The organism is Nonomuraea zeae, from assembly GCF_005889725.1.
Taxonomy (GTDB): domain Bacteria; phylum Actinomycetota; class Actinomycetes; order Streptosporangiales; family Streptosporangiaceae; genus Nonomuraea; species Nonomuraea zeae.
Window position 1 is genome coordinate 1 of record NZ_VCKX01000327.1, and the last position, 13,009, is coordinate 13,009.

Sequence of the window (13,009 nt, forward strand, 5' to 3'; positions counted from 1 at the left end):
GAGGAGGGGGCCGAGCCGCTGGCGGGCGGGTCGCCGTCTGAGGGGCTGGACGGCTGGTTCGTGCCGCCGACCGTGCTCGACCTTCCGGGGACCGAGGTGGACTTCTGGCGTACCGAGCTGTTCGGGCCCGTGGTCGGCGCGGTGCGCGCGGCCGGCACGGAGGAGGCGCTGGGGCTGGCGAACCTGAGCGAGCACGGCCTGTCGGCCGCCGTCTTCACCCGGGACCTCGGGGTCACGTTGAAGGCCGTCGAGCGGCTGGACGTCGGCGTGCTGCACGTCAACTCCGAGTCGGCGCTGACGTTCCCCTACGTGCCGTTCGGCGGGGCCAAGCAGAGCGGGTTCGGGCCCAAGGAGCAGGGCCGGGCGGCCAGGGAGTTCTACACCAGGACGATGACGGTCTACCTCGGGACGCCGGCGTGACGGGTGCGCTGTCGGGGCTGCTGGTCGCCGACTTCAGCCGGGTGCTGGCCGGCCCGTACGCCACGATGCTGCTGGCCGACATGGGGGCCGAGGTGGTCAAGGTGGAGCGGCCCGGCGCCGGGGACGACACCCGGGCCTGGGGGCCGCCGTACGCCGGGGGCGAGGCCACGTACTTCCTCGGCGTCAACCGGAACAAACGCTCGATCGCCCTCGACCTGCGGGCCGACGTGGAGACCGCGCGGGCTCTGGCGGCGCGGGCGGACGTGCTCGTGGAGAACTTCAGGCCCGGCACCATGGACCGGCTCGGGCTCGGCTACGACGCGCTGCGCGAGCTGAACCCGGGGCTGGTCTACTGCTCGATCACCGGGTTCGGGTCGGGCGAGGGCGCCGGGCTGCCGGGGTACGACCTGATCGCGCAGGCCGTCGGCGGGCTGATGAGCGTCACGGGCGAGCCGGACGGGCCGGGGACCAAGGCGGGCGTGGCGCTGGTGGACGTGATCACCGGCCTGCACGCCGCGCTCGGCATCCTGGCGGCCCTGCGTCACCGCGACGAGAGCGGGGCCGGGCAGCGGGTCGAGGTCTCGCTGCTGTCCTCGCTGCTGTCCGCGCTCACCAACCACGCCTCCGCCTACGCGGCCGCCGGGGTGGTGCCGCGCGCCATGGGCAACCGGCATCCCAGCATCGTCCCGTACGAGGTGTTCCAGGCCGCCGACCGGCCGATCGTGATCGCGGCCGGGAACGACCGCCAGTTCCAGGCCCTGTGCGCGGCGCTGGAGCGGCCGGACCTCGCCGGCGACCCCCGCTACGCCGCCAACGCGTCCCGGGTGGCCGCCCGCGACACCCTCGTCGCCGAGCTGAACGCCGCGCTCGCCACCCGCACGGCGGACGACTGGTTCGAGCGGCTCACCGCCGCCGGGGTGCCCTGCGGCCCGATCAACGACCTGGCCGCCGCCTTCGCCCTGGCCGAGGACCTGGGCCTGGAGCCCGCCGTACGGATCGACGGGGTCGGCCAGGTCGCCAACCCGGTACGCCTGAGCGCCACCCCGCCCTCCTACCACCGCCCGCCGCCCGCGCTCGGACAGGACGACGCGTGGGTCCGTGAGATATTGGCACGATGAGTCCGGACGAGGCGCGGCGCAGGCCGCCGACGGCGCAGCAGTTCGTGCTGAGCGAGCTGCGCCGCGCCATCACCACCGGCCGGCTGCGGCCGGGCACGCCCATCCGGCAGGACGCGCTGGCCGAGGAGCTCCAGGTCAGCCGCGTCCCCCTGCGCGAGGCGCTCAAGACGCTCCAGGGCGAGGGGCTGGTCACGTACGAGGCGCATCGGGGCTATTTCGTCGAGACGCTCTCGCTCGACGACCTGCGCGAGGTCTACCGGATCAGGGAGCTGCTGGAGGAGGAGGCCGTCCGCCGGGCCGTCGCCCGCCTCACCGACGCGGACCTCGACCGGCTGGACGCCGCGCAGGAGGAGGTCGAGCAGGCCGCGGCGGCGGGCGACGTGCTGGCCATGGCCACCGCCAACCGGCTGTTCCACATGACGCTGTTCGAGTGCGCGGGGATGCCCAGGCTGGCCCGGCTGATCAGGACCTTGTGGGACGCGACCGACGCCTACCGGTCGATGTACTACGGCGACGCGGGCAACCGGGAACGGGTCGTCAAGGAGCACCGGGCCACCCTCGACGCGCTGCGCCGCCGCGCCGCGGACGAGGCCGTGGCCACGCTCAACGTGCACCGCGACCACGCGGTCGCCGAGCTGGCGGCACAGCTCGACTTCTGACGCGCCCTGGCGCCCCCCCGCTCCCCGGGCAACCCGCCTCGGCGCCGGGGTGCCTGTGGCGCGACCGCGCGCGGGTGCCGCCGCTTCACGATGTGCCGCCGGCCGCCGCGTTCACCGCCGCCTGACGCAACGTCAGGGCGGAGATGCGCTGCCCTCGGTGGTCGAGCAGGTCCACCTCCGTCCCCGCGGAACCGGGAGCTCTCCCCGGCCCGCGCGTGCCCGTGCAGCGCGTCGGCCCCGAGTCGCGGGCGCAGCACGTCCTCGTCGCCCGGATCGGCCTGAGCGGTGCTCCCGGTGCGCAGGCTCCAGCGCCCGCCGCGCCCGGCCGACAGCAGCCAGACGTCGAGCCAGAACCTCCCGACGTCGTCGAGCCGGGCGAACGCCGTGGCCGCCAGCCGGTCTCCGACGTAGAGGGACAGCGGGGTGCACCGGTGCCGGCCCCCGAGCGTCTCGGGCAGCTCTTTCGGCAGGCCGTTGGCGATGAGCCGGCGGCTCTCGGTGGCCGGGGTGTACCCGAGGTAGTGGGTACCGTCCACAGGTTTCATCGTAGGCACTCGCCTTCCCGCAGGAGGCGGCTCGCGATCACCTGTCGCAGGCGTCGCGGCAGCCGCCGAACCGGCCGGTGTCGGGCTTGGTGAAGGACGTCTCCGCGACGCCGTCCAGGGCGGCCGTCATGGAGTTCTTCCAGATCGGGCCGGGTCCACCTCGTTGACGCCCAGCGCGAACGTCTCGAACTCCATCAGCGGCCCGCCGTCGGCCCGGGCGAGCCCGAGCCGCCTGGCCATCGTCACGCTCTCGCAGAGGCCGACCCGTTCGGTCAGCCGGAGGAAGAACGTGTTCTCCCCGGCCCACGTGCCCGACTCCAGCGTGGTGAAGCCGCCGCCGCCCTTCTGGTCGTTGACCACCGAGTGCGCGGGGTCGGCGACGCTCTCGCCCTTGCAGTTCTTGAACGCCGAGTACTGCTGCGCCCGGTAGGCGGCGGAATAAGGGAAGCCGTCGGAGTACCGCAGGCCGCTCTCCAGCGCCGCGGCCAGCGGATAGACCATCGCGGTGTTGCCCTGCATGAACCGCTGCGCGCCGCCGTGGCTGGTGGCCAGCGCCCTGATCTCGCCGGTGGCCGGGACGACCATCGCCTGGACGGCCACGTGCGCGTCGTCGCGGCCGACGTAACGGTCGATGCCCTGCTGGGCGGCCGCCTGCGTGCGCGGGTCGATCGCCGTCCTGATCGTCAGGCCCCTGCCGGTAAGAAGCCTGGCGTCGCTCGCGAGCAGTTCGGCGCGTACCCGCTCGCACAGGTAGGGATGGCGGCTGGCGGCGCAGTCGCCGGTGAACTCCTCAAGGGTCGTGCCCTGGGCGTCGACCAGCACGCTCGGGCCGGCCGCGGCCGGTGCGGACACCAGGCGCTCCCTGGCCGCGGCGGGCTCGCCGTCGTCGCGGAGCAGCAGGATGGCGGCGGCGGCCAGGACCCCCACCACCACGGCGCAGATCGCGACGACACGTAAGGCGCTCACGGGCGGATCTTACGGCGGGCGCGGGAGCCGTGGCGATGCCGTCGAGGAGGAGTTTCCGCTATCGACCCCGGCTGATCCCCGGCCCCCGGCGGGCCGGATCAGGGGCGCTCGCGGGCCTGCTCGGCCAGCTCCACCACGGCGCCGACGACCTCGGCGCCGGTCAGCATGGCCAGGTCGTTGTGCCCGGCCCCGGGGATCTCGACGGCCCTGGCCCGCGCTCCGGCCGCCGCGGCGACCGCCTTGCTGAGCCGAGGGGGCACGATCGTGTCGCGCGTCCCGTACAGGACCACGACGGGCGCCCGTACGCGGGCGATGCTCTCCGCCACCGGGAAGCGGTCCCGCAGCAGCGGACCGACCGGCAGGAACGGATAGTTGACCCGGCCCGCCGCCGCCAGGTCCGTGAACGGCGAGCGCAGCACCAGACCGGCGGGCGGCCGGCTCAGCGCGAGCCCGGTGGCCACGGCCGCGCCGAGGCTCTCGCCGAAGTAGACGACCGGCACGTCACCGAGGAAGTCGCGGGCGGCCAGGGCGTCGAGCCGCAATCCCTCCTCGGTCGGTGAGCCGGGGTTGCCGCCGTAGCCGCGGTAGTCCATCAGCAGCACCGGCAGGCCGTGCGCGGCCAGCGCGCGGGCCAGCGGCGCGCGGTCCCGCCTGTTGCCCGCGTTCCCGCCCACGACCAGCACGGTCACGTCGTGGTCGCCGGGCAGGAACCAGGCCGACAGCCGCAGCCCGTCGCTCGTCGTGAACGAGACGTCGCGCGCCCCGGGGATGACCGTGGCGGCAGGCGGCACCGGCTCGCCGTCGGGCAGGTAGATGAGCCGCCGCTGGAACACCCACAGCAGGCCCAGCAGCACGACCAGCACCGCGACGATCACGATCGCGGTGCGGATGGCCGTCGTCACCCTCCCAACGGTACGAGGTCTCTCAGCCGGAGACGACCGCCCCGGCCTGGACCACGTGACGCAGGTGCCCGGCCTCGGCCAGCACGCCGATGTCCCGCAGCGGGTCGCCGTCCAGCACGAGCAGGTCGGCGTGCGCGCCCACGTCCAGCGTGCCCAGCTCGCCCGTCATCCCCACCAGCTCGGCCGCGCCGGTCGTCGCCGCCCGCAGCACGTCGATCGGCTGCTGCACCTCGCAGCGCAGCCGGAACTCGTGGCTCTGGTGCCGGTGCATGCCGCCCAGCAGGTCGGTCCCGTACGCCAGCCGCACGCCGCCGCGCGCCGCCCGCTCCAGCGCGACGAGGCCCGCTTCGAGCACCTCGTCCACCTTGCGCCAGCTCCGCTCGGGCAGCCCGAACGCCGGGCCCTCCTCCTTGAGCGCCCAGTACGTCACCAGCGTCGGCACCAGGAACGCCTCGTGCCGCACGAACGCCTCGACGCTGCTGTCGTCGATCAGGTTGCCGTGCTCGATGGAGCGCACCCCCGCCTCAAGGGCCCGGTTGACCGCCCTGGCCGTGTAGGCGTGCGCGGCGACGTACCGGTTGGCGGCGGTGGCCTCGTCCACGGCGGCGCGCAGCTCGTCCATGGAGTACTGGGTCGAGTCGATGCGGTCGGTCGGCGAGGCCACGCCGCCGGAGGCCATGACCTTGATGTGGTGCGCGCCCTTGCGCAGCTCGTCACGTGCGGCGGCGCGGACCGCGTCCACGCCGTCGGCGATCCGCCCGACCCCGGCGCAGCAGGGGTGGTCGTCCTGAAGGTTCTCGCCCCGGCCGCGGAAGTCGGCGTGGCCGCCGGTCTGGCTCAGCCCCTTGCCGCAGAACAGCAGCCTGGGGCCGCGGATGAGCCCCTCGGCCTGCGCGTCGGCCAGCCCGAAGTCGGCGCCCGATGCGTCGCGGACCGTGGTGAAGCCGCGGCCGAGCATCTCGGCCATGATCCGGGAGCTGTGGGCGGCCACGTAGGAGGGGGCCATGGAGCCGATCGAGCCCAGGTTCGCGGTGGAGGCGGTCACATGGACGTGGGCGTCGATCAGGCCGGGCACCACGGGGGCGCCCGCGACGTCGATCACCCGCGTGCCGTCGGGCGCGGTCAGGCCGCGGCCGGTCTCGACGATGCGGCCGTCGGCGCAGCGCAGGTCGCCTTCGGCGTACTCGCCCGAGGCCACGTCGAGCAGCAGGGCGTTGCGCAGCAGCAGGCTCATCGCTCATCTCCCTGGAGGGCCGCGCGCAGCGCGGGCACCGCCGACGGGGCCAGCGACTGGGCGGCGGCGATCGACGCCTCGTCGTAGCTGCCCTCGGCGTCGAGGATGTTCAGCACGCCGAGCACCTCGTCACCGTCGACCACGGGCACGTTGATGATCGACCCGCAGCCGAGGCTCTCGATCAGCTCGTGGTCGGCGAAGATCTCCCGCACCGCGGCCCGGTCCTGGCCGAAGTACGGCTGCCGCCCCTCGATGCAGCGGGTCAGCCAGCCCTGGGCGACCTCCACGGTCTTCTCCCCGCCCACGGGGTACTGCTCGGGATGGCTGCTGTGGACCCGGCGCAGCGCCCGCCGTTCCGGCACCCAGGCCAGGACGGTGAACAACCGCACCCCGACCTCCTGCCGCACCGCCGACTCCAGCTCGGTCATGCCGCTCACTTACTGGCCTCCTTGGTAGGTTCTGTCAGCTCTTCGAGGGATCGGCCCGCCGTGGCCAGGCCGAACACGATCACGCAGACCACCCCGGCCACCAGCACCGCCGTGGTCAGGCCGAACACGCCGGCGAAGCCCAGGTTGGCCGCCGACAGTCCGATGATCGTCGGGGCCAGGATGCTGCCGACCCGCCCGAAGGCGCTCGACAGGCCGGTCCCGGTGGCGCGGATCCAGGTGGGGAACACCTCGGGAGTGTAGGAGTAGACGCCCGCGTACGTGCCGTTCAGGAAGAACGACAGCACCGCGCCCGCGAGCGTGATGGTCACGGGGGAGTCCATCTGGGACAGCCAGAACGCGCTGACCGCGGAGCCGGCCAGGTAGATCGCGATGGTGTTCTTGCGGTCCAGCCGCTCCGACAGCCAGGCGGCGGAGAAGTAGCCGGGGATCTGCGCCAGATAGATGATGATCGAGAACTCGAAGCTCTTGGTCACGGTGATCCCGCGCTGCACGAGCAGGGTGGGGATCCAGGAGAAGAACCCGTAATAGGAGAACGTGATCACGAACCAGATCAGCCAGATGACCGCGGTCCGCTTGGCCATGACCGGGCTCCACAGGAACCGCAGCGCGCTCAGCAGGTTCACCTTCGGCGCGTTCGTGCTGGGCGCCGCCGCGGTCTCCGGGACCGGCGGGAGGGGCTCTCCCGTGGCCTGCTCGACGCGGCGTTCCAGGTCGGCGACGACCGCCTCGGCCTCGTCCACGCGGCCGTTCTGCAGCAGGAAGCGCGGCGACTCCGGCAGCGAGCGCCGCCACCACAGCAGCATCAGGATCGGCAGCGCGGTGACCACCTGCGCGATCCGCCAGCCGTCGTCCATCGTGGGCACCACGAACCGGCCGATCAGCGCGGCCAGCACGAACCCGAACGAGAAGAACCCGGCCAGCGCGCCGATGAACCACCCGCGCCGCTTGGCCGGCACGAACTCCGATAGGAACGGCGCGATGATCGCGCTCTCCGCGCCCGCGCCCGCTCCGGCCAGCACCCTGGCCCCCAGGAACACCTCATAGTTCGGGGCGAAGGCGGCGATCACCGAGAAGACGGCGTAGAAGGCGAGTGCATACATCATCACCTTCTTGCGGCCGATGCGGTCGCCGAGCAGGCCGGCCACGGTCGCGCCGAAGAGGAATCCGAACGGCGTCGCGGAGCCGATGAAGCCGAGCTGTCCGTTGGACAGCCCCCAGACCTCCTGCGCGCTCGGCAGCAGGAACGCGACCACGGCCGAGTCCATGCCGTCGAAGGTGTAGCCCAGCCCGCCGATCAGAAGCAGAACATAGTGAGGACGGCTCAGTGGCAGCCGGTCCAGACGGGCCAACAAGGTCATCGAACACACCTTTCCCCAGGTCGTGGCCCTGCAAGTCGATTGCGCAGCAACATATAGTGCAATTCCACTGATTTGCAATACTCTTTGCAAGTCTGTGGTGTTACGAGCGCATAGCATGTTGCCGTCCGAGGGAGAGGATCACGTGACCGAGCGCGCCACCGACAGCTTCGAGGAGTGGCTGCGCGCCCGCGTGCCCGAGCGCGGGCTGCGCGGCAAGGCGGCGGCCGTGCTGGAGGTGCTGCTCTCGCAGCCCCGCCGCGCGTCGTTCGGGGCGGCGGGGGAGCTGGCCCAGATCGCCGGGGTCAACGTGGCGACCGTGACGAGGACCGCCCAGGCGCTCGGCTTCGCCGGCTGGCCCGCGCTCCAGCAGGAGCTGCGGGCGCGCTACCTGTCCTCGCTCAGCGCCGGCCAGGTCGCCGCCGAGCACAGCGGCACCGGCTCACCCGGCTCCTCGCCCAGCGCGCGGTCGCTCAGGCGTGACCTCGACAGCCTCGCGCTGCTCGCCCGGCGCGTGGACGAGACGGTGCTGCTCACGATCGCCGAGGCCATCGCCGGCGCGCGCCGCACCGTGATCGTGGCCGACGGCAGCTACGCGGCCGTCGGGCTGGCGCTGGCGCACAACGCCCGGCTGGCGGGCTACCCGGTCACGGCGGTGACCGCCGGCGACGCGGAGCTGGCCAACGCGGTGGCCGCGATCGGGGCGGGCGACGTGCTGGTGGCGATCAGCTTCTGGCGGCTGTACGAGAGCACCGTGCTGGCGGCCAACGAGGCCAGGTCGCGGGGGGTGCGGGTGTTCGCGCTGACGGACGCGGCCAGCCCCGCGCTCGCGGACGCGGCCGAGGAGGTCGTCATGGTCCCGGCCGAGGGAGAGGCGTTCTTCCCGTCGCTGACGGCGGGTCTGGCGGTCGCGCAGGCGCTGGTCACGCAGCTCGCGGCGGTGGACCCGGCGCGCACCGGCGCCTCCATCGAGGCGGCCGAGGCCATGTGGACCCGCTTCGGCCTGCTGCACCGCCGCCCCGTGGCCGGCGACCACAGCTGACGGCGCCGGAGGGCGCGCGGCGCCGCCCGGGGTCCTGGCGTCACCCACGCACCGGCGGCTCCTCCTGCGGCGGCCCCGTTCGGGGATCCGCCGCAGGTGTCCGGATCTTCCAGGGTCAGAGCCAGCTGGCGCGGACGCTGGTGGCCGACTCCTCGGGCGGGGTGGCGAGGTGCCCCGCGCGTACGTCGGCGAGCAGCCGGCGTACGGTGTCCACGATCTCGGGCGTACGCTCCCGCAGCCCCGCCACGTCCGCCGCGCTGACCTCGTCGCGATCGGCTCCGACCTCGGCCAGCACGCCCTCGATGTCGGCCAGCCGCTCGCCGAGCCACTTCAGCGGCTCAGCCGACAGCTCCTGGTCGAACACCCGCCCGCCCGGCTCCCACCCCTCGATGGCGGGGTGGTGGTGGGTGCGGTCGAAGCTGCCCGGCGTGCCGGTGACCGACTCCAGCAGGTCGATCCGCCAGATGGGCCGGTCGACGGTGATGGGGCGTGCTGAGTAGATCGACCCCTTCAGCTCGCCCGGTTCGAGCCTGCGCACCTCCAGGCGGACGCCCCGCTCGGCGCCGTCCTGATCCTTGCCGGGATTCGGGTCGACGAAGTAGATGTCGCTCACGGCCACGCCGATCCGTTCGAAGCCGAAGAGGTAGAGCACGGAGAACCACGTCCTTCGCAGATGACCACGCGTCGATTTCACCGTACCCGCGAGGCCCGGCGCGGTCACGGTGCCCGGCTACCGGACGATCAGGGCCTGCTCCCCGGCGGGCACGAGCTCGCCGATCACCATCGCGCCCGGGACCTCCCCGGCCACCAGCAGCCCTCCTGAGGTCTGCGCGTCGGCCAGCAGCAACAGCTCCTCCTCCGCGACCCGGCCGCCGTCGAGCCGGGGCGACACCCAGGCCAGATTGCGGCGGGTGCCGCCGCTGACGTACCCGTCGCGCACGGCCCGGCGCGCCCCGGCCAGGTACGGCACGGCGGCGGCGTCGACGACGGCGGTGACACCGCTCGCCCTGGCCAGCTTGAACAGGTGCCCCAGCAGGCCGAAGCCGGTCACGTCCGTCGCGCAGCGGGCACCCGCGCCGATCGCGGCGCGGGCGGCGTCCCTGTTGAGCGTGGTCATCGACGCGATCGCCTCGGGGAACACCTCGCCCGTCGCCTTGTGCCGGGAGTTGAGCACGCCGGCGCCGAGCGGCTTGCTCAGGCTCAGCGGCAGTCCGGGGCGCCCGGCGTCGAGGCGGAGCAGCCGCGCGGGGTCGGCGAGCCCGGTGACGGCCAGGCCGTACTTGGGCTCGGCGTCGTCGATGCTGTGGCCGCCGCCGATCGCGCAGCCCGCCTGGCGCGCGACGTCGAGGCCGCCGCGCAGGACCTCGTGGGCGAGCTCCATGGGGAGCAGGTCGCGGGGCCAGCCGAGCAGGTTCAGGGCGACCAGCGGCTCGCCGCCGACGGCGTAGACGTCGGACAGGGCGTTGGCCGCGGCGATCCGGCCGAAGTCGTAGGGGTCGTCCACGACCGGCGCGAAGAAGTCGACGGTCGAGACCAGCGCGCGGTCGCCGTCGATGCGTACCACGGCGGCGTCGTCACCGTGCTCCAGCCCGATGAGCAGCGCCGCATCGGGCGCAGCCTGCTCGCCGTGGGGGTCGTGTGCGCCGTTCGTGCCGGTCGGTCCGGGATCGAGCGGCAGGAAGGTGGCCAGGACCGCTTCCAGCTCACCAGGCGGGATCTTGCAGCTGCAACCGCCGCCACGGGCGTACTGCGTAAGCCTGATATCCGTCATATCGTTAAGTGTCGTCCTTGGAGGCGCGTGTGTTCTGGTGGGCACCCCGGTCTTCAAAACCGGTGGGCGGTGCACGGCGTCGCCGGCGGGTTCGATCCCCGTGCGCCTCCGCGCGAGGTCCGGCATGAGCGGTGACCCACGTCGCCGCATCCCGCGGACCGATCAGGTGCTGGCAGATCCCCGGCTGGCCGGAGCGGCGGCCGGGGGCGCGGGGCGCGGGGCGGTGAAAGCCGCGGTCGTGGCCGCGCAGCAGCAGGCCAGGGAGGGGCGGATCGCCCCTGAGGAGGTCGTGGCGGCGGCGATGTCCGCGCTGGCGGCCGGTCCACGACGGGTGATCAACGCCACCGGCGTCCTCGTGCACACCAACCTGGGGCGCGCCCCGCTCCCGAGGGCGGCGGTGGACGCGGTGGCCGCCGCGGCCGGGTGCACGGACGTGGAGTTCGACCTGGTGACGGGGGAGCGGGCCCGGCGCGGGCGGACGGCGCTGGCCGCGCTGGCGGCGGCCGTGCCCGAGGCGGGGGACGTGCACGTCGTCAACAACAACGCGGCGGCCCTGGTGCTCACGGCGACCGCGCTCGCGACCGGGCGGGAGATCGTCATCAGCCGCGGCGAGATGGTGGAGATCGGCGACGGATTCCGGCTCCCGGACCTGCTGGAGTCCACCGGGGCCCGGTTGCGGGAGGTCGGCACCACCAACCGCACGAGCGTTCGCGACTACGCGGAGGCGATCGGGGACGCGACCGGGTTCGTGCTGAAGGTGCACCCGTCGAACTTCCGCGTCGAGGGCTTCACCGCCGCCGCCCCGGTCGCGGAGCTGAGCGCCCTGCCGGTGCCCGTGGTGGTGGACGTCGGCTCCGGCCTGCTCGGCCCGGAGCCCCTGCTGCCCGACGAGCCGGATGTCCGTACGGTGCTCCGCGCCGGCGCCGCCCTCGTGACGGCCAGCGGCGACAAGCTGCTCGGAGGGCCGCAGGCGGGGCTGATCCTGGGACACGCCGACCTGGTGCACCGGCTGCGCCGTCACCCGCTGGCCCGCGCGCTGCGCGTGGACAAGCTCACGCTGGCCGCGCTGGAGGCCACGCTCCGCTCGGACCCGCCGGTACGCCTCGCCCTGCGCGCCGATCTGGCGGAGCTGCGACACCGCGCCCGCCACCTGGCCGGCCTGATCGGCGACGGTGGTGGTGATGGTGAGATGGCACGGTCCGGCCCGCCGGTTGGATGCGAGGTGGTGGGCAGCGTGTGCGTGGTGGGCGGTGGCGGGGCGCCCGGATGCGAGCTGCCCAGCGTGGCGCTCGCCCTGCCCGTACGGCTGGCGCTGCCGCTCCGCCTGGGCGACCCCGCGGTGGTCGGGCGCGTGGCGGGCGGCCGGCTGCTGCTCGACCTGCGTTCCGTCCCGCCCGACCTGGACGAGGAACTGGCGAGGGCGGTGCTGGCATGTACGTGATCGCCACCGCCGGGCACGTCGACCACGGGAAGTCCACCCTGGTACGCGCGCTCACCGGCATCGAGCCCGACCGGTGGGCCGAGGAGCGCCGCCGCGGCATGACCATCGACCTCGGCTTCGCGTGGACCACGCTCCCGTCCGGGCGCCGGCTGGCCTTCGTGGACGTGCCGGGACACGAGCGGTTCGTCACGAACATGCTGGCGGGGCTCGGGCCGGTGCCGGCCGTGATGTTCGTGCTGGCGGCGGATCAGGGCTGGCAGGCCCAGTCGCAGGAGCACTGGGAGGCGATCGAGGCGCTCGGCGTGGACCGGGGCCTGCTGGTGGTCACCAGGTGCGACCTGATGGATCCGGCCCCTGCTCTGGAGCAGGCTCGCGCGCGGATCTCCTGGCCGGCGCTCACCGTCAGCGGCGGCACCGGAGCAGGGCTCGACGAGCTCCGGCGCGGGCTTGACCTGCTGGTCTCCTCGCTGCCCGCGCCGGACGCGGGCGCGCCGGTGCGGCTGTGGATCGATCGGGCGTTCACGATCAAGGGCGCCGGGACCGTGGTGACCGGGACGCTGGCCGCCGGGACGATCAGGACCGGTGACCTGCTCGTGCTGGACGATGAGCGGGTGCGGGTGAAAGGGCTGCAGGTCACCGGCGAGCCGGTCGACGAGGTCACGGCCACCGCCCGGGTCGCGGTCAACCTGCGCGGCGTCGAGCGGGAGCGGGCCGCGAGGGGGAAGGCCCTGCTCGCGCCGGACGCGTGGCTGACCACCGGCGTCGTGGACGCCCGAACGGACGCGCGGGCGGGTGCGAGCGGGGCCCCGAGGCAGGCGGGCGCGCACGTGGATGCGCGAATGGACGCACGGGTGGATGGACGGGGGGAGGTCCGGGTGGCCCCGTGGCGGGTGGACGGCGGGCCCGTGCCGCGCGAGGCCGTGCTCCACATCGGCTCGGCCTCCGTCCCGGTACGCCTGCGCCCCCTCGGCCCTGGCCCGCCGGACCACGGCGCGGCATCGCCCGGTCATGAGGCGCCGGATTCGGGGCTGGCCGGTCGTGCGCTGCCGGGTCCGGGATCGGGTTTGTCGCTTATACACATCTCCGAGCCCACGAGACCCTAAGACA

General features: G+C 73.8%; 13 protein-coding genes and 1 tRNA gene. 7 read left to right on the forward strand and 7 right to left on the reverse strand.

All coding sequences use genetic code 11. From position 1 onward, the window contains the following. The 3 genes from ETD85_RS52725 to ETD85_RS52735 form a co-directional block, all read left to right on the forward strand. Positions 1-420 (forward strand): aldehyde dehydrogenase family protein (locus tag ETD85_RS52725; RefSeq protein ID WP_138697403.1); only part of this gene is annotated, 420 nt, incomplete at its 5' end. Beyond that, the gene (locus ETD85_RS52730; protein ID WP_138697404.1) at positions 417-1,538 is read left to right on the forward strand and encodes a CaiB/BaiF CoA transferase family protein; all 1,122 of its coding nucleotides are present in this window, start codon (positions 417-419) and stop codon (positions 1,536-1,538) included. The genes ETD85_RS52725 and ETD85_RS52730, both read left to right, overlap by 4 nt. Beyond that, a complete protein-coding gene (locus tag ETD85_RS52735) occupies positions 1,535-2,197 on the forward strand; it encodes a GntR family transcriptional regulator (protein WP_138697405.1) in 663 nt (220 codons plus the stop codon). Before ETD85_RS52730 ends, ETD85_RS52735 begins: the two co-directional genes overlap by 4 nt. Positions 2,198-2,868: 671 nt before the next feature. Here ETD85_RS52735 and ETD85_RS52740 read toward each other — a convergent pair. The 5 genes from ETD85_RS52740 to ETD85_RS52760 all read right to left on the reverse strand — a co-directional run bounded on the left by ETD85_RS52740 (position 2,869) and on the right by ETD85_RS52760 (position 7,651). After that, a complete protein-coding gene (locus ETD85_RS52740) occupies positions 2,869-3,708 on the reverse strand; it encodes a PBP1A family penicillin-binding protein (protein WP_138697406.1) in 840 nt (279 codons plus the stop codon). Positions 3,709-3,806: 98 nt separating this feature from the next. Next, complete coding sequence (locus ETD85_RS52745) at positions 3,807-4,610, reverse strand: alpha/beta hydrolase (RefSeq protein WP_206059440.1); 804 nt, start codon at positions 4,608-4,610, stop codon at positions 3,807-3,809. Between the two features lie 22 nt (positions 4,611-4,632). Further along, entirely contained in the window at positions 4,633-5,844 is a 1,212-nt protein-coding gene (locus ETD85_RS52750; RefSeq protein ID WP_138697407.1) for a metal-dependent hydrolase family protein, read from the reverse strand. Continuing rightward, a complete protein-coding gene (locus ETD85_RS52755; RefSeq protein ID WP_138697415.1) occupies positions 5,841-6,272 on the reverse strand; it encodes a GAF domain-containing protein in 432 nt (143 codons plus the stop codon). Before ETD85_RS52755 ends, ETD85_RS52750 begins: the two co-directional genes overlap by 4 nt. A 5-nt stretch (positions 6,273-6,277) precedes the next feature. Further along, a complete protein-coding gene (locus ETD85_RS52760) occupies positions 6,278-7,651 on the reverse strand; it encodes an MFS transporter (protein ID WP_138697408.1) in 1,374 nt (457 codons plus the stop codon). A gap of 142 nt (positions 7,652-7,793) precedes the next feature. On the opposite strand from ETD85_RS52760, the gene ETD85_RS52765 reads away from it, so the two are divergent. Next, the gene (locus tag ETD85_RS52765; protein ID WP_206059441.1) at positions 7,794-8,690 is read left to right on the forward strand and encodes a MurR/RpiR family transcriptional regulator; all 897 of its coding nucleotides are present in this window, start codon (positions 7,794-7,796) and stop codon (positions 8,688-8,690) included. A 115-nt stretch (positions 8,691-8,805) separates the two neighbouring features. Here the strand turns inward: ETD85_RS52765 and ETD85_RS52770 are convergent, their stop codons facing one another. Next, positions 8,806-9,342 (reverse strand): hypothetical protein, encoded by a 537-nt coding sequence (locus tag ETD85_RS52770; protein WP_138697410.1) that lies wholly within the window; start codon positions 9,340-9,342, stop codon positions 8,806-8,808. Positions 9,343-9,420: 78 nt separating this feature from the next. Beyond that, entirely contained in the window at positions 9,421-10,461 is a 1,041-nt protein-coding gene (selD, locus tag ETD85_RS52775) for a selenide, water dikinase SelD (protein WP_138697411.1), read from the reverse strand. Positions 10,462-10,480: 19 nt separating this feature from the next. Here selD and ETD85_RS52780 point away from each other — a divergent pair. The 3 genes from ETD85_RS52780 to ETD85_RS52790 all read left to right on the forward strand — a co-directional run bounded on the left by ETD85_RS52780 (position 10,481) and on the right by ETD85_RS52790 (position 13,005). Then, positions 10,481-10,573 (forward strand) — tRNA-Sec (locus tag ETD85_RS52780). A 12-nt stretch (positions 10,574-10,585) separates the two neighbouring features. Next, positions 10,586-11,902, forward strand: a complete 1,317-nt coding sequence (selA, locus tag ETD85_RS52785; protein ID WP_138697412.1) for an L-seryl-tRNA(Sec) selenium transferase — start codon at positions 10,586-10,588, stop codon at positions 11,900-11,902. Next, complete coding sequence (locus ETD85_RS52790; protein WP_138697413.1) at positions 11,893-13,005, forward strand: GTP-binding protein; 1,113 nt, start codon at positions 11,893-11,895, stop codon at positions 13,003-13,005. Before selA ends, ETD85_RS52790 begins: the two co-directional genes overlap by 10 nt. Positions 13,006-13,009: the final 4 nt, after the last annotated feature.

Bases quoted from the DNA above. Each gene is read 5' to 3' on its own strand.
- ETD85_RS52735 (WP_138697405.1), top strand. From the start codon at position 1,535: ATGAGTCCGGACGAGGCGCGGCGCAGGCCGCCGACGGCGCAGCAGTTC.
- ETD85_RS52750 (WP_138697407.1), bottom strand. From the start codon at position 5,844: ATGAGCCTGCTGCTGCGCAACGCCCTGCTGCTCGACGTGGCCTCGGGC.
- ETD85_RS52755 (WP_138697415.1), bottom strand. From the start codon at position 6,272: ATGACCGAGCTGGAGTCGGCGGTGCGGCAGGAGGTCGGGGTGCGGTTG.
- ETD85_RS52760 (WP_138697408.1), bottom strand. From the start codon at position 7,651: ATGACCTTGTTGGCCCGTCTGGACCGGCTGCCACTGAGCCGTCCTCAC.
- selD (WP_138697411.1), bottom strand. From the start codon at position 10,461: ATGACGGATATCAGGCTTACGCAGTACGCCCGTGGCGGCGGTTGCAGC.
- selA (WP_138697412.1), top strand. From the start codon at position 10,586: ATGAGCGGTGACCCACGTCGCCGCATCCCGCGGACCGATCAGGTGCTG.
- ETD85_RS52790 (WP_138697413.1), top strand. From the start codon at position 11,893: ATGTACGTGATCGCCACCGCCGGGCACGTCGACCACGGGAAGTCCACC.